Annotated in this window: 17 protein-coding genes and 1 pseudogene; 15 read left to right on the top strand and 3 right to left on the bottom strand. The window is 38.1% G+C overall.

Going from position 1 to position 15,479, the window contains the following annotated elements; all coding sequences use genetic code 11:
• Positions 1-154 precede the first annotated feature (154 nt).
• From ACN6MV_RS18465 to ACN6MV_RS18450, 4 genes are all read left to right on the top strand, one after another.
• A complete protein-coding gene (locus ACN6MV_RS18465; RefSeq protein WP_042128706.1) occupies positions 155-511 on the top strand; it encodes an NIPSNAP family protein in 357 nt (118 codons plus the stop codon).
• A gap of 193 nt (positions 512-704) precedes the next feature.
• On the top strand, positions 705-1,055 hold the full coding sequence (locus ACN6MV_RS18460; protein WP_042128704.1) for a hypothetical protein: 351 nt from the start codon (positions 705-707) through the stop codon (positions 1,053-1,055).
• A 254-nt stretch (positions 1,056-1,309) separates the two neighbouring features.
• Positions 1,310-1,780: a peptide-methionine (S)-S-oxide reductase gene (locus tag ACN6MV_RS18455; protein WP_042128702.1), complete on the top strand. Its 471-nt coding sequence runs from the start codon at positions 1,310-1,312 to the stop codon at positions 1,778-1,780.
• A 551-nt stretch (positions 1,781-2,331) separates the two neighbouring features.
• Positions 2,332-2,751 carry a hypothetical protein gene (locus tag ACN6MV_RS18450; RefSeq protein WP_042128700.1) on the top strand — a complete coding sequence of 140 codons (420 nt, stop codon included), beginning with the start codon at positions 2,332-2,334 and terminating at the stop codon, positions 2,749-2,751.
• Positions 2,752-3,680: 929 nt separating this feature from the next.
• Here ACN6MV_RS18450 and ACN6MV_RS18445 read toward each other — a convergent pair.
• Positions 3,681-4,217, bottom strand: a pseudogene (locus ACN6MV_RS18445) (DUF3238 domain-containing protein); the annotation flags it as partial.
• 386 nt (positions 4,218-4,603) lie between these two features.
• On the opposite strand from ACN6MV_RS18445, the gene ACN6MV_RS18440 reads away from it, so the two are divergent.
• The 3 genes from ACN6MV_RS18440 to ACN6MV_RS18430 all read left to right on the top strand — a co-directional run bounded on the left by ACN6MV_RS18440 (position 4,604) and on the right by ACN6MV_RS18430 (position 6,466).
• Positions 4,604-5,146, top strand: coding sequence for a hypothetical protein (locus tag ACN6MV_RS18440; RefSeq protein WP_419884597.1), 543 nt, complete (start codon positions 4,604-4,606; stop codon positions 5,144-5,146).
• Between the two features lie 238 nt (positions 5,147-5,384).
• Positions 5,385-5,840 (top strand): GNAT family N-acetyltransferase, encoded by a 456-nt coding sequence (locus ACN6MV_RS18435; protein WP_419884596.1) that lies wholly within the window; start codon positions 5,385-5,387, stop codon positions 5,838-5,840.
• A 176-nt stretch (positions 5,841-6,016) separates the two neighbouring features.
• Positions 6,017-6,466, top strand: coding sequence for a DUF1569 domain-containing protein (locus tag ACN6MV_RS18430; RefSeq protein ID WP_042128691.1), 450 nt, complete (start codon positions 6,017-6,019; stop codon positions 6,464-6,466).
• A gap of 282 nt (positions 6,467-6,748) precedes the next feature.
• On the opposite strand, the gene ACN6MV_RS18425 is transcribed toward ACN6MV_RS18430, so the two are convergent.
• Complete coding sequence (locus ACN6MV_RS18425; RefSeq protein ID WP_419886780.1) at positions 6,749-7,765, bottom strand: phosphotransferase family protein; 1,017 nt, start codon at positions 7,763-7,765, stop codon at positions 6,749-6,751.
• A complete protein-coding gene (rsgA, locus tag ACN6MV_RS18420) occupies positions 7,762-8,835 on the bottom strand; it encodes a ribosome small subunit-dependent GTPase A (protein ID WP_419884595.1) in 1,074 nt (357 codons plus the stop codon). The genes ACN6MV_RS18425 and rsgA overlap by 4 nt, the downstream gene beginning before the upstream one ends.
• A gap of 656 nt (positions 8,836-9,491) precedes the next feature.
• Here rsgA and ACN6MV_RS18415 point away from each other — a divergent pair.
• From ACN6MV_RS18415 to ACN6MV_RS18380, 8 genes are all read left to right on the top strand, one after another.
• A complete protein-coding gene (locus ACN6MV_RS18415) occupies positions 9,492-10,484 on the top strand; it encodes a phosphotransferase enzyme family protein (RefSeq protein ID WP_419884594.1) in 993 nt (330 codons plus the stop codon).
• A gap of 779 nt (positions 10,485-11,263) precedes the next feature.
• Positions 11,264-11,605, top strand: coding sequence for a RidA family protein (locus tag ACN6MV_RS18410; protein ID WP_341113570.1), 342 nt, complete (start codon positions 11,264-11,266; stop codon positions 11,603-11,605).
• Between the two features lie 171 nt (positions 11,606-11,776).
• Complete coding sequence (locus ACN6MV_RS18405; protein WP_042128682.1) at positions 11,777-12,571, top strand: hypothetical protein; 795 nt, start codon at positions 11,777-11,779, stop codon at positions 12,569-12,571.
• 84 nt (positions 12,572-12,655) lie between these two features.
• Complete coding sequence (locus ACN6MV_RS18400; protein ID WP_052414642.1) at positions 12,656-13,090, top strand: DUF6678 family protein; 435 nt, start codon at positions 12,656-12,658, stop codon at positions 13,088-13,090.
• 289 nt (positions 13,091-13,379) lie between these two features.
• On the top strand, positions 13,380-13,637 hold the full coding sequence (locus ACN6MV_RS18395) for a hypothetical protein (RefSeq protein WP_419884593.1): 258 nt from the start codon (positions 13,380-13,382) through the stop codon (positions 13,635-13,637).
• 395 nt (positions 13,638-14,032) lie between these two features.
• A complete protein-coding gene (locus ACN6MV_RS18390; RefSeq protein ID WP_419886779.1) occupies positions 14,033-14,449 on the top strand; it encodes a VOC family protein in 417 nt (138 codons plus the stop codon).
• A 135-nt stretch (positions 14,450-14,584) separates the two neighbouring features.
• A complete protein-coding gene (locus ACN6MV_RS18385; RefSeq protein WP_419884592.1) occupies positions 14,585-14,833 on the top strand; it encodes a hypothetical protein in 249 nt (82 codons plus the stop codon).
• A 204-nt stretch (positions 14,834-15,037) separates the two neighbouring features.
• Entirely contained in the window at positions 15,038-15,265 is a 228-nt protein-coding gene (locus tag ACN6MV_RS18380) for a hypothetical protein (RefSeq protein WP_082651286.1), read from the top strand.
• The last annotated feature ends 214 nt before the right edge of the window (positions 15,266-15,479 follow it).

The raw sequence follows: 15,479 nt of genomic DNA, 5'->3' as shown, positions 1-15,479 counted from the left end.
TAACGGGACACTATAGTTCAACACTGAGAGGGGCTGTCGCTAGACAGCCTTTCGTTACGCTAACGGGCAGAATAACGGAAAAAGATGGAATTTATGGATTGCTACTATTATAATAGTAGCGTAATAATACTTGATTTTTGGAGATGATGGATGCGTGATTTATCGTAGAAAGACATACAAAATTGACCCTCAGATATTACTTGATTTTAATGAACATTTTAATCAAACACTCTTACCTGCACAGTTAAAATATGGTTCAAGATTAGTTGGCAGATGGTCAACTGAGGAAATAGACGGTGTGTTGGAGGTATTTGCTATTTGGGAATATGACAGTTACGAAGATTATGAGAAGATTGAATCGCAAGTGAAAAGTGATGAAGAACACGTAAAGCGAGTGCAGGCTTGGTTCGATAAAATCGGGCGTGAGAAGATAAAGATATTTATGAAGGACAAGATAAATGAGGAATTTATAGAAACGACAGTTCCTCGAGAAAAAACTATTCTTACATAATGAATTAATTACCAACCATCGTTCAACTAACGGGGAACGATAGCTCAATACAGGCAGAAGTAGATTGCCTTTAGGACCGGCTGCTTCTTGTTATGTTAACGGGTAGAATACTACCAATATGATCTAAAATGAGTTGGGATTATATCCCATGACATACGTTGAAGAGTTAATTAGGAAAAGGAGGAAGTGAAAGGTGCAGATCTTCGATACACGCCAAATTAACAATTTAATGACTGGGGTTGGCCTTGCTTGTGAACTTGAAGCTAACACTGAAATGAATCGAGCTTTCGTAAAAGTACAGGTTATTAATGAACAGAAATACTTAAATAAGTTAGAACCTGAATCGGCTAGGTTTTACTTAAGAAAATATGAGGTACCCACAACGTATCTAGAAAATGAATGGGATGTTACAGACGACGAACTTGTCGAATCGATTCATGAAATTAATATTATAGGAATCAAAAATCTCGAGAAATATCTGGCTAAGTATCTAGATAATTTCGGAAGACTGGTATGCGAGTGGAGTTGTGAAAATCCGTTGTAGATGGAGAAATGACGTTACGCTAACGGGAAACGTTAGTGGAATAGCGGTTGCTTCGGCAGCCGTTTTTTATTTGTTCAACTAACGGGCAGGTTAGTTAAACAGTGTTGTTTAATTTGTGTTCATCAATCGGTACATAATGTGGAATAAGAAAATTTGTCATTATTTTAATGTGTAGTAGACTTAGTAACTACAGTTTTTTCTTCCTATTTAGTTGGAATGAATTTTTTGTTTTTTAAACGAAGAGGAGAGTCAATATGGAAGTAGTATATTTTGCAGGTGGATGTTTATGGGGAGTACAAGCTTTTATAAAAACTTTACCTGGAGTTAAGTTTACAGAAGCAGGAAGAGCTAATGGAACAAACCATACACTTGAGGGTGATTATGATGGGTACGCCGAATCTGTAAAAACAGGATTTGATCCGACAGTTGTAACGATCAGGGAATTAATGGGGTATTTATTTGAAATCATTGATCCATACAGTTTGAATAAACAAGGACAGGACGTTGGCGAGAAATACAGAACAGGAGTATATAGTGAAAAGCTTGAACACTTAAAAGAGGCGAAGGCGTTTCTTAGTGAGAGAAATGATTATGACCTTATAGTTGTTGAAGTATTACCTCTCACAAACTATGTGAGAAGTGCAGAAGAACATCAAGATAGATTAGCTCAATGTCCAAATGATTATTGTCATATTCCAGAGGAAATATTAAGTAGGTATAAGTAAGGGAGAATATTAAGCTAACGAGACACGTTAGTGGAATAGCGATTGCTTCGGCAGCGTTTTTTTATTTGTTCAACTAACGGGCAGCTTAGTTCAATACAGATAAGACTCGGCTAGTTCCTTGCGGTTCTGGTGCTGGGCTCTTTTGGAGTATCTACTATGATGATATTTATATTGGGGTTGGGAAAACACCACAGATGGCTATTTGTAAATATGCACTCGTTATTAATGATGTGCTACTGTGTAAAATTAATGCGGCATAAGCTGCCAAACATAGATTATTAAATACGTTATAAGACCGATCAGACTCAGTTGACCCGTCTTATTACTATCTATTTGTATAAGGCCATGTTAAATCTTATTGTTGATTTCTGACCATAAGAAAACCGCCACGGAGAGTTTGTGTCGGCTGGCTTTCTTAAACATGGCTTGAATACGCCTCAGGGTAAGACGGCTACTTCGTTCCTGAAGCAGACTAAAATTAGAAAACAGAAACTTTTCTCAAATTTTTAGGTCTTATGTAATATCTATAAACTTTAATTGAGGTGAAGCACTTGATCAAAATAATAAAGTATATACTTGCAGGAATTGGCATCATTCTTGCCTATGGCGTGGGGGCTTGGCTTTATCAGAAAGGAAGTCAAGTTTTTTTCAATCAAACCATCCATGAAAGTGAATATAGAGGACTTGTTATTTCTTTTTTTAGCTTGTATTTACTCATTATGGTGCCTGCGATATTTTTAGGCGCTTATGTAATCAATGAAACATCATTAAATAATATATTTAGATGGCTTCTTACTGCCTTTATTTCCGTTATTGTAGGTCTTATATTCCCTTTACTATTCACTGCCGGACATGTATGGTCCCCTGAAGGACAGTTGTTGTTGTGCTTCTTCATGCCATCAGCGTTTATTCTAGGTTTTATATATAATCTTCTGTTCTTCAAAAAAAAATCTGCAAACTCATTAATTTAAAAATGGCCCTACAAGATGTCAATATCATTAAGATAACTCAAAGACAAGACTTAAATTAAACATGAATTCAGAACGGCATGGGGAGAAGCCCAGTGGCGTTTGCTCTTTTCCCGGGAGCACATACATAAAAGAGCACAGTAAACAAGCGAATAGAATATTCGCTTAAAAAAATCTTCATGTGAACCCATGATTTTCCCTTTGAGCGTGGAACTATCAATCATCATGGACAGCGTTCTTCCCTCGTTGCATAACCGTCGTTGCTGAACAAGGGTATCTACATAGATTCTGTTGCATAAGTCATATACTGCAATCAAATGTAAAAGTTTATACTTTTTGAGTTTAGGCGACATTGAAAATAAGTGTCCGTATCCACAAAGTCGGTAGCAATATTTAGATCAGAACCCTCAATAGCGAGTAATCGATCATCTCAGTCATGCTTGATATTCGTATAAGACACTGTAAATTCGTGGAACAAGGACTCTACAGCAGACGGGAGAATTTTATTTCTCTGCTGGATAAAAGCAGAAGTCGTTGCAGTGTTTACATCGTAACCCTGTGAATCCAAGAGTTCATTATATATGCTGTTACCTCCCATGGAGATAAGAAACTGCCTAACCGTCTCAAAGAGCAACATCTTCGTTCATGTAAAATCTTTATTGTGCTTTTTGACATAGGTGCTGGTGTGGGTGACATTTCTCGCATTAGTGATATTAGAGTTTCTTTTAAAGTATTCGCATACTCATTCATTGGTGTAGCCTCCTCATTTTTTAGGGGCTTCGGAATACATTTCTACCTTCTTGTCAAGCTCTATTTATTGTTACGTGCAAAGAAAAGCGCAGGCTATCTTTTTGATAACCTACGCTTTTCTTTAGTTTTAGGGCCTGTATCTTAACTTAATGATTTTGTACAAGATGTAGGGCCTTTTTTTATTATAAGATTTGTCGAGAGTTGTATACACCAGTAACATCCATTGGCGGCAACAAGGAGAGCTGATTTTTTCTGTGATCACGGGGATCGAAAAGATAGATATTTTGGTAACCGCCTGAATTGGCCTCAGTATACACTTCGTAAGCTGGGAAACCATCGTGGCTTCCCTGAATTGAGATGGTGTCATTTTTATAAACGTAGAGAGTAAATTCATAATCAATGTTACCGTTAAAGACATCTGGACTTGGAATGAAGGGATTGCCTACACTACATGAGCAAACAAACTTCATGTAATCGCTACCACTACCTCTCAAGCTTGCATCGGTTCGCGTGACAGTCAAACCTGCATCAGAAGCTTTTGCAGTGTGAGTCGTTGTGGTTAAAGTCGTATTATTAAAGTGATATGCAGTAGTTGTTCCGATATTCTTAAAGGAGGTCCAGCTTCCACCAGTATTCGTAAATTGTACATTTATCTGCTGTGCGGTACGAAAGTTTTCGGTGTTTGCAGTATTCTTGTCAAAACCTCGATTATCTCCTTTAAATGATACAACGTAGGCGGGTAAACCATACTGTACTGGGAATCTACTTTGTCATGAGGGATAAATGTTACCAATCGAATGTTAAAGTTAACTGCCATATTAATAAACTCCTTTTCTAAAATAAATTATTAGGCAAGGGGGTAAAATGAGAAGATTTGAGTACCCCTAATCAAACCTTCTATTCTTGCCTTCACTAAAATAAGAGTTTTAAAGGGTTAGAATACAACCGAGAAAATTTATTTTTTAAGCAAAGCACTCAACGCTCTTAGTCGTTTATATAGAACTAGATTGAGAACGGCATTAAGCTAAAGGGCAGGGTAGTGCAACTTAGTTAGTCGGATTACGTTTATTAAAGGAAGATACTGGAGAGATAAAGGAGGCGTGTAATGAAGCGAAAAATCGCTATTTTCCTTATGATGATTTCAATAATCGTAAGTATCTTCTCTATTTGGTACTTCACACCTAAGCGGTACTCAGAGACAGTAAATGGTGTTTATTATCAACTAGGGACGGAAGGCATAATCGAGCGCATAAAAGTACATCTTGATGGGAAATTGCAAAATCATATAAATGGCAAAAAAACCTTTACAGGTGTTATTAATTTTGAAGGAAGTAAGGTTCCTCAAATTCCTAAAGATAGAACAGAATTAAAATTGCATTACGATGGTCATAATTTCACAACTATTTTCTCCGGTTTTCGAATCATAATAGATGATAAAGGTAGAATAGAGCCTAATATTTTCACTTACGGTTGGGTATATACTGATGATAAATTTTCTGAATTTACAATTAAAGTTATGGATGATAATGACCAGTGGTCCCCATCAAACGGACATATGATTACTACAGCACCAGCGAATGATAGGCAAGAAGCAATGAAAAGGTCTCAAGAGTTAATTAAGGAGTTTGAAGAGGAAAGTAGGAATTGATTGAACTAACGAGATACGATAGTTGAAGAATACACAATTTATTTTAAGAAGGAATTTAATAGGGAAAATGGTATAATTAAAAAGTCTAAAATTCATTGATATAATTTTAGGAAATAGTTGTTAGAGGAGGCGTTCATTATGAAAGATAAAAGAATTTATATTATTAATGACTTCAAGGGGATAACAACTAATTAACAAAGTTGTTTAGTGTTTCCCCGAATTTTGAAAGGGGAAAATTATGATTGAAGAAAATGTAAAAATCGTAGAATTAAATGCAGAAAACTGGTACGACTGTTGTAAATTAGAGGTATCAACAGAACAAAAAGAATACTTGGAACCCAATGCCGTATCAATAGCTCAGTCAAAGTTTGAGCCTACTTTAAAGCCATACGCTATTTATTTTAAAGACATAGTGGTTGGTTTTTTAATGTACAATTCTGTTCAAGAAGAACTAGATGGTTATTGGGTTTATAGAATAATGGTGGATAAGAAATTCCAAGGTAAGGGTATAGGGAAAGCTGCAACTAAGTTAATGATTTCAGAGATGGTTAAATTACCGAATTCAAAAAAAATTGTTGTTGGTTATCATCCTGAAAATTTGGGAGCACATAATTTATACTCGAGTTTGGGATTTATTGATAATGGTGATAGGTTCGGTAAGGAAATGGCAGTTGTTAAAAATATAACCGAGTGACAGATGGATAGTATTTCAAAAGGACCATTCTTTGGTCCTTTCTTATTGTGTATGATGGAAAATGGTAAATATTAGATTGACATCATATTGTCGAGTTATGCGGATGCAATCATGAATATAATAGACAAGCTAGAAGAATCTAGATTATGAAGGATTAAATTTAATGGAGCGTGCCCTTGAAAAATATATATAATGAATTGCATACAGCGGAAATACTGAATCGTATCGAGAATTTAAGTCCAAATTCAAAACCACAATGGGGAACAATGAATGTTGCTCAAATGTTGGCTCACTGCTCAGCATTTCAAGACATCGCATTAGGAAATTCCTTTCCCCCTAGATATTGGCTAGGAAGGCTAATAGGAAGGTTTGTGAATTCTATTTTTTATAACGACAAGCCGGTACCACATAATATGTCAACAATTCCAACCATACTTATTTTAGATGAAAGAGACTTTATGACAGAAAAAGAAGAACTGAAACAAAAGATTTTAACTTTCCAAAGTAACGGTCCAGAGAAATGTTCATCCCATCCGCATCCTTTTTTTGGAAAGTTCACTCCTGAGCAATGGGGTAAAGGGATTTATAAACATCTAGACCATCATTTAAGACAATTTGGTGCTTAGTATTTTTTGAAATGAATAATAATTGTTCAGTTTTCCCATCTAGACACTATTCCATCGTATTTTAAAGGAAGAGTTTCTCGAAACATCTATTCATTAAACTAGAATCCTTTTAGTCCTATAAAAAGACTGTTAATAATAACTTTTTCGCTAACAGAACACATTAGTTAACCGGAATAGTGACAGTTTATGACTTTATTTCCATTGTCGATTCACCGAATGGGAGTAATGAAAGAAACTCCGAAAACCCATTATATTCAAGGGGTTTCGGAGTTTCTTTTAGAGTCAACCCTGCACAGGGCTGGTCTTCAATTCATGGATTTTTTGGAGCGTATGAAGACACTTGGTTTTCTCGTCATCATCCTCTGTGTGGAGATACCACTCCACAAATCTGTACCCGAATACGAGAAGGATCAGCTCATAGACGCAATGATCGTCGACATGGCATGCATCCACATACTCCGAAAAGCCTTTGTAATAGGCAGGGATACATAGCTGGTAGTGTTCGACCATGTGATCGATATCTGCTTCATCCGCAATCAGGCTTGCGAGATCCTCACCCAGGTAGCCCCAGCCGCATGTATCCCAGTCGATAAGCGAGATTTTCCCGTCGGCATAGATCAGGTTGGTCACCCAGAAGTCCCGGTGGCATAGCACTAGGGGCAATTGCTCGATGCGGGCGAGTATCTCATCTGTGTGCTCATCGATGTCGATGAGCATTTGCCGTATGTGGTGCGGGAATTCACAGTCCTCCGAGCGTATATAATTGTAGACAACTGGCCACGACCGGTAATGCAGATACGTATTTTTCATGAAATCCACATGGCTCAGGTTGGTCAGGTTCTGCAGCACAGCGGGCTTCTCCGCATACAGCTTGCCTTGATAGCGTCCTAACTCTAGCGCGGCCTGTTCATACATGTCACAGGTTAAGTCTAAACCAGTTACGCCATCGATATATTCCAGCCACAGCTGGAATTCATTTTCTTCGTCATTCATCTCCGCATGGTAACATGTTGGCCAACGGAAGGTATCCGAGAACGTCGTTCCCAAGTCAGACATATAGAGATCATATTCCCGGCGCCAGGAATCCGGATCGTTGTAACGTTCCCATTTCTTCTGGATTTTCAGCACGATACGATACGGCGTTTTTTCACCATCCGCGGTTTGGGCGATCCCATTTACCAGGTGCACATTTCCCACAGTTCCGCCCTGTAATGGCATGGTTTGGCAGTCAGCCGAGATTATATCCTTCTTGAACTGTCGGCTTAAGGTATAGATCAGCGTTTCAAAGTTAATATTCATTTCTTCCATCCTCCATTTTTCTTCGTTTGCTTGCTTGACATAGCTATCGTTTTATTTCGAGCCCTCTTGTCGATGAGGTAGCTTGTTTTATCCTGGACATACTTTTGCTCATGCTGCTGGGCAACATAATGCTCCCACCGTTCACGCGGCAACGAACCGTCGGCAAGCGCGGCGAGAACGGCACAGCCCGGCTCGCTCTGATGGCGGCAATCTGCAAACCGGCATTGCGGGAACCAATCCTCCACATCGGTAAAGCTTGCGCGTATGCCTTCGCCTGCATCAAAAAGCCCGAGCTCACGCATTCCCGGCGTGTCGATGACCATCGTACCGGAGGGGAGCATGAACAGCTGACGGTGCGTTGTCGTATGCCGCCCCCGGCTGTCAACCTCCCGAATCGCCTGAACTTTCATTACTTCCTGTTCTATCAATGCATTGAGCAGAGACGATTTACCGACGCCGGACATGCCGAGAAAAACGACTGTTTTACCAGGCATCAAGTAGGGATCGAGCTCGTTCATCCCCTGGCCGGTATGGCTGCAGATCGCGTGAACAGGAACATCAGAGATGCTTTGTGTGACTTCTGCGAGCGTGAGATTATAATCTTCAACGAGATCAGACTTGGTTAGAATGATGACCGGCTGACCGCCGCTCTGTCTAGCTTGTGTCAGGTACCGCATGATGCGTGTAATGTTGAAATCCCAATTCAGAGAAGTAAGGATAAATACATAGTCAAAATTAGTCGCGACTACCTGTTCCCGTATGGTTTTGGCATAGCCTACAGCATGCCCTGAGTAATCCGCGCGTGAGAACTTGGAGCGACGGGGCAATACCGTAACGATGAGAGAATCTCCGCTCTCGTTGAAGTGCAGCAAGACAAAATCACCTACGCACGGAAAATCCACGTGTGTTTCCACGCTGTGATAGAATGCTCCTTTGAGCACCGCCGTTACTTCGCCGCGCTCGGTCATGACCGTGAAGCGCTCGCGTCGAAGCTCCGTCACCCTGCCGGGCAATAATCCGTCGGGGATTGCTTCTATTTCTGTGTAGCCATAGGTTTTCAAATTCATCATAGTTTTTTGTTAGCTCCTTTAATGTTGCTTTTTGGACGCAAAAATGCCACGGACAAGCAGCCTCTAAAGAAGCTGCTGTCACGCGGCATCAGGACGCAAAAAAGACACGACCTTCATCGTATCTTGCAAACAGCAATATTCACGAAAGGTTACTTTGGATGGCATACCAAATAATAGGGACGTTTCCCCGCTTTTTTCGTGTATGCCAACTATTAAGTTTTAAGACCAAACCACCATATAAGTAGTTGCCACTAAAACACATCTCCCTTCGTGTCAGGAACTTGCTTATCGCTAAGCTGTCTATAAAATAACCTATTTTGGAAAAAAAATCAATTCTTACTTTTCTCCAAATCGTAGTGGAGTACGAAAGAAAGTACCTACTGATGTTAAGTCAATAATCTATGGGAGGGTATATCAAAGATCGGCGAAATTGCAGGAATTGACAAGAAACTCATTGAATACTAGTAATTAATAATTAAACTAACGGGCAGTTACATAGGAGTTATTTAGAAATAGAACCTATTGTGTATCTTCTTTTTATGCATATATGGAAAGAGGTAACATACTATTGTGAAAAATCTTCGAGGAAAGAAGTGCTAATAGAGAATGAACTAGAATGGAGATAACACTTTGAATTAAAAATAATGAGGTGTAATATGAATCCAACAATTGAAGCCTTTTTTACGGATAAGATTATAGTTGAAGCAGCAAAAAGGTATGGGTTCATGCCTGAAGAGTTAATTTTATTGGGGAAGAATCAAAACTTTACCTATGGAAGTAAAAACAAAGCACGTAATCTCATCATTCGGATAATACATGAATCTCACAGGACGCTGGAGCTTATACATGGTGAATTAGAATGGATACAATATCTTGCGAAAAACGGTGTTACAGTATCCACTCCAGTGAAATCAAGTAACGGCGAGCTAATTGAAAAGATGGATGGTTTTTTTGTTGTAGCATTCCAAAAAGGGCTTGGTGCCTCATGGAGTGATGAAATATCTCAAAATGAAGAGTTTAATAAATTGGGAGAAATTGCAGGGAGAATGCACGCACTAGCTAAAAAATATGTTCCTAGTACAGCCGAGATAACACGATACGACTGGCATGAAAATAGTTATCTTCAAGAATTCATAACTTATATTCCTTCTTCCCAGAGCCTTGTAATCGCTCATTTTGAATCCTTGATGCAGAGTATCCATAAATTATCACGTGATAGTGAAAATTTCGGACTTATTCATGGTGATTTTTGTTTTGGTAACTATACAGTTCAACCAAATGGAGGCATCACTGTATTTGACTTTGATGAATGTCAATACGGATGGTTCACGCAAGATATTTCTGTTAATTTATTCTATGGTATTGCAGTGCCTAGTCCTGATGAAGATGTTCCAACTTTTGTGAACAGGTATCTAACTTCGTTCTTGGAAGGTTACGAAAAGGAAAATACGATTGATATAAGATTGTTAAGAGACTTACCACTATTTATAAATTTGAGACAAGCAATCCTTTATTCAGCTCTCTATCGAAACGGGAATATTGAAGCACTCGATGATTGGTCTAGGGAGTTCTTAAAGCGTGCCCGATATAATATGGAAAACAATATTTCACTGGTTGAACCCGATGATATTTTGAATTTTATAACTTAATAGAGCATAAACGTGAATAAACGGCAGCCGAGTTGATGGGCTGCTGTTTCTCAACTAACGGGTAGAATAGTTCAAACGCTTTGCGAATAACTACGAGCATGGAATTAATTGCGGAGTTCGCAGATTAATTGGTATACAAAATTACACAAACACTCGAAACCATTTTTAAACATAATCGTATCATATTGTAAAAAATGCATTGAGGTGAAGTTATGAAAGCTTTTGATTACTTAAGAAGAGCCTATTATAAGCTTAGTTATTATTATCAGAAGTATCAATTGATTGTAATGTCTTTTTTAGTTGTTGGAATAGTTGATTATTTTTTTATTTACGAGATTTTCGTCTCATTATCAGCATTAGTTCCTGTTTTTATTATAGAAATTGCTCCGATCATTATTATCATTTTATCAATAATTATTATTCGAGGAATCGTTAAATTTATAAAGAAGATGAAAGAAAACAAACACTTACTATTTTTATTCTAATAAGAAGAAGTTATCAAGAAGCTTTGCCCGTATTTCAGGGTGTGTACAACACCATATTCACGTTACTGTTCATTGGATTCTCCCATAGCATTTCGAGGATTTAAGTGAGCTTTTTATTAAGCTAACGGAGAAATAGATAGCTCAATAACGACACAAAGGCAGCCGATCAATGGATTGGCTGCCTTTGTTCAACTAATGTGTAGGATAGATTAGAAAGTGAGAAAATATATTTACATTTACGAACGTAAGTTCTAGAATGTGATTGGGATTTTATTACATAGGAGGTTCGTGTATATGATAAAACGAATTTCAACACCATTTAGTTATTCCTCTGCTGTTGCGGTTGGTGATTGTGTGTTTCTCGGATTACATCGGGGTTTTGGACAGAGTTTTACAGAACAAATCCACAATACTTTCTCACACTTAAAAGAGACTCTTAATCAACTTGATGTATCACTGGATAATCTAGTTAAAGTGAATGTATACCTAAAATACATTAAGGACTTACCTGAAATGGAACAGGTATTTTACGAGTATTTTGAAAAGGATAAGTTCCCTGCTAGGATGACATCTACAACAGAGTTCATTGACTCTGATTGTCTTATGATGATTGACGGAATAGCCTACAAAGGTTGAATAAACGGACACGTTAGTCCAAATACCCTGTGAGCAGTTTGCCTATGCGGCAGCTGCTCCTTCTGTTGTTAAGCTAACGGACAGGATAGTTTTAAGGTAAATATTTACACAGAAACAAGTAATTAGTATGATTAAAGGGTATCGAGCAAACAGCCAAAGGGGGTTTTTAAATTGGAATTTGTTCTTTCCCATAAAAAGTTTAACGCCAAAAGAGGATCCCTTGTTAGTACAATTACTGGAGTGTTAGAACATCTTTCGGCATTGTATGCGAATATTGGGGAGGCCAAGGAGAAAGACGGCACTTGGTCTTTACTAGAAAGCACTCCAACATGCCCTACATGTAATGGGATAGGCACTGTCATTGGTGATATAGATCCAAGTCGTATGGTCGCAACTGAACTCTCGCTTAAAAAAGGAGCTGTGCTTTTATGGGCGGGTACTAACTGCGGACCTGTTGTAAAGATCAGAGAATTGGCTAAAATGATCGGAATTAACTTTGAACGGCCACTTGCTGAGCAGGATAAGCGATTTACTGATATTTTACTTTATGGATATGATAAGGAACCTGTAACATACGTTCACAAGAAAAAGGAACTTAGAAACTATTATCGTGGATGCGTTTTCGATTTGAAATATATGCGTGATGCAGGAACAACTAGTAAAGGAAACCTTTGGGCGATTAAATTATTCTCCAGACATGATAAGTGCCCAAATTGTACCGAATGCTTGTTGGAGCAGGAACGCTTGGTTATGGGGAATTCCCTTTCAGATGTGTTGAGAATGCCGATTTCAGAATCACTATTGTTTCTCCAGAAATTACGAAATTGTCTCGACAAGCAAGTGTTAGATAATTATTGCGAATTGATTAATGATCTAGAAATGCGTTTATCTTATCTTAATAAAATTGGTTTAAAGTCTCTTTCGGCATTCGATGTTAGAGACTTGGTGAATCCGAAAATTGGTTAAACTAACGGGATACGATAACTCAATAACGACACACGGGCAGATCAGCGGGGGATTTATGTTGTTTATTCAGGAGGTTTTTTTATTGTGGGTTATGAACTGGATTTTAAAAAAAGGGTACATGAAGTTATTACACAGAAACAATTATGTTCAGTTATGAATGACACTAAGTGGGGAAACTTACAAAGTGATGTAATAAATAAACTCCCTTTTACCCCGCCATATCAAGCTAAGTATGTACTAGATGATGTACTTTATCCAGAGAACTTTGAAACCGACGTCTGGTATTTAGGGGATTGGATAGAAGGACTTTCACCTTTTTTTTCCGTAGAATGGATACGGGTTAGACCAAGGTATCAGAAGCAGAAGGGGAATCTGCTTCCTCCTGAATTAATTGACATAAGTAAAAAATTTCTTTCGATTTTACATGAATTAAGAATTCCGTATAGAGAAGAAAACAATACATTTTTCATTTATGGATACATTTCAAATACTTCTCACTTTTCAAAGGTAATCATTTAAGCTAACGGGACACGTTAGTGGAATAGCGGTTGCTTCGGCAGCCGTTTTTTATTTGTTTAATTAACGGGCAGGATTGCGTGGTGGTAGACTGATGCCTCCGCATGAATATTGAGCAGTAAAGAACGGTTTAAATTAAAACCAACCTTCCATTTATTAGGATTATATTGCATAATCATTAGCACAAACAGATGAATGCTTTTACATTAAGCGCTGCTAATTAATATGCTCTGTCCAATGATATTGAAACTTGGGTTCATCTTTTTTTAATAGAGAAGGCGACAATATATTCATGTCAGAAGACTTGAAAAAGAAAAAACGATATTGGCTAGGACCTATTGAAATTGACATAAAATATCTGGAAAGAGTAATTGGACCAGAAGAACATTTGGAATATGTAAAGGAAATTAAATGGTGGAACTATAACATTGATCAAATTAACGGTAGATTAGAATCTGGATGGGACATGCCTCCGTTGATTGCAGAAAATGGAATGGGAGTTTTAGATTACATGACGGTAATCATCGACTCGGTGCATTACAGAAATTAAACAGGGAAAAATATTATCTTATTATTTGGGACGATCATTCATATGAAGACATAATAAATCATTTGAAAAATTGTGGTGTTAATATGAGATGATAGACTTTATTTGAATGCTATTTGAAAAGTTACGTACTTCATTCACGCTTCGAAGCCTGACGACTCCTCGGTTCGCCCGAAGAGGTAGGAATTAAACTTACGAGTCACTATAGTGGAATAGCGGTTGCATCGGCAGCCGTTTTTTATTTGTTCAACTAACGGGCAGATTAACGTAATCATAATTGTTTTTACTTCTCGTGAAGGATATATCGAAATGATGCCGAATGATTTTACATAATTCTACCAAAAAAAGAAGGGATTTGTGTGAATGAAGAAGTAATTGAAAAGAAAGAATAGTCCAGAATAATACTGGGAAAACCGATTCAGGTTCGTCTAGTTTCCGACCTGCAGAAATCGCAGTTCTATTACCGTGATTGCCTCGGATGTTCTGTGGATGATTGGGGACATGCCGAACGCGATGAAGTGTCCTTCATACTTCAGCAAGCTGTTTCAAGCGAGGATGTAAAACCAAATGTCGTCTCTGCAAAGCGCCCGAATTATCCTACAGAATGGATAGGTCCTGACTACGGCTGGGACACTTTCCTGCACATCGGTTGGGAGGAACTAGACCAATTTGTCGAAGAAGTGCGTGTGAATGGTGGCAATATCGGAATAGAACCGTTTACGGGAGCACACGGCGATTGGGAATTTAAGAATGCCCATATCCTTGATCCTGACGGATACAATATTGTTCTAGGTGCAATGCGAAAGATTAAGTAACGATAGTTTGTCAATAAGCTCACGGAGAACGATAGAGGAGCAGAATGCCGTGGCAAATGCTCCTCTTGTTGTTAAAGTATTGCGCAGGATAACGTTATGGTAAGATGATGCCAATAGAACACACGGGGTGAAAAAATGAGAATGTATGCTCTTCTTAAAGAACCAATAGGGGACATAAATAAGGTAATGATTTATGAATCAAAGCATCGCGTTTATGTATTTCTATTTGAAACTCATGAAAATAAGGGTGCAAATGCTGACTATTGTTATGAAACATTAGGAGAAGCAATGGAATTCTGCAATGAGGAACTAAACATAGTTGAGGAACAGTGGGTTATTATTAACGATCCAAAAGACGGGGAACAACACGATATTATTTACTAAACCAGTATTCACAGCATTGAACTAACGAGACACGATAGTTCAATAATACAAATTGATGAGCAGGAGCTACGGTATCCTGCTTTTTTCATTGGACGGGCAGGGAGGTTCCAATATATGGTATATTTAAATAAGACGAAATCCTACTTATTGGAGGCCATAAGAATTGTCCAATCCATTATTGGGGTATGGTAGAGGGAGCGTGTAGTGGAAAAGATAGCTGGAATTTTTTTGTTTTTTATTTTTATGATTCCTATGTATGGAGTATTAATATGGACTTATTTTTGTCCTGAGGATAGTTTATTATGGGGGAAACGATGGATGTATAAAGAAGAACCTGAAGTATCTGAGGGGGCAATTCGTTATGCAAAAGTAGCCTCATTGACAGTTATTGTGGTACTGACTATTATATTTGGAGTCCTAATATTTAGTTAGCATCAACGTCCGTTTGTACTTTTTTGATTCTCGTGATACCTCAATCTTGTTCAAATAAAATCTAGGGTTGTTCCCAATAGTAAGCAAAAAGCGGTTAACCTAACGGGACACTATAGTTCAATAATGAGAGGTAGCCCTTTGTTCAACTAACGGGCAGTTATGCGTAACTTCCAGGGAATGTAAACATCTAAATAACGTAAGGAACGAGGAGGCA

Source organism: Paenibacillus sp. B-A-8 (assembly GCF_048572915.1).
Taxonomy (GTDB): Bacteria; Bacillota; Bacilli; order Paenibacillales; family Paenibacillaceae; genus Paenibacillus_AQ.
Note: the sequence above shows the minus strand (reverse complement) of the source record. Positions and strands in the feature narration are given on the sequence as shown.

Excerpts from the sequence above, each read along its gene's own strand:
- ACN6MV_RS18455 (WP_042128702.1), top strand. The coding sequence starts at position 1,310 with ATGGAAGTAGTATATTTTGCAGGTGGATGTTTATGGGGAGTACAAGCT.
- ACN6MV_RS18440 (WP_419884597.1), top strand. The coding sequence starts at position 4,604 with ATGAAGCGAAAAATCGCTATTTTCCTTATGATGATTTCAATAATCGTA.
- ACN6MV_RS18435 (WP_419884596.1), top strand. The coding sequence starts at position 5,385 with ATGATTGAAGAAAATGTAAAAATCGTAGAATTAAATGCAGAAAACTGG.
- ACN6MV_RS18425 (WP_419886780.1), bottom strand. The coding sequence starts at position 7,765 with ATGAATATTAACTTTGAAACGCTGATCTATACCTTAAGCCGACAGTTC.
- rsgA (WP_419884595.1), bottom strand. The coding sequence starts at position 8,835 with ATGATGAATTTGAAAACCTATGGCTACACAGAAATAGAAGCAATCCCC.
- ACN6MV_RS18415 (WP_419884594.1), top strand. The coding sequence starts at position 9,492 with ATGAATCCAACAATTGAAGCCTTTTTTACGGATAAGATTATAGTTGAA.
- ACN6MV_RS18410 (WP_341113570.1), top strand. The coding sequence starts at position 11,264 with ATGATAAAACGAATTTCAACACCATTTAGTTATTCCTCTGCTGTTGCG.
- ACN6MV_RS18395 (WP_419884593.1), top strand. The coding sequence starts at position 13,380 with ATGTCAGAAGACTTGAAAAAGAAAAAACGATATTGGCTAGGACCTATT.
- ACN6MV_RS18385 (WP_419884592.1), top strand. The coding sequence starts at position 14,585 with ATGAGAATGTATGCTCTTCTTAAAGAACCAATAGGGGACATAAATAAG.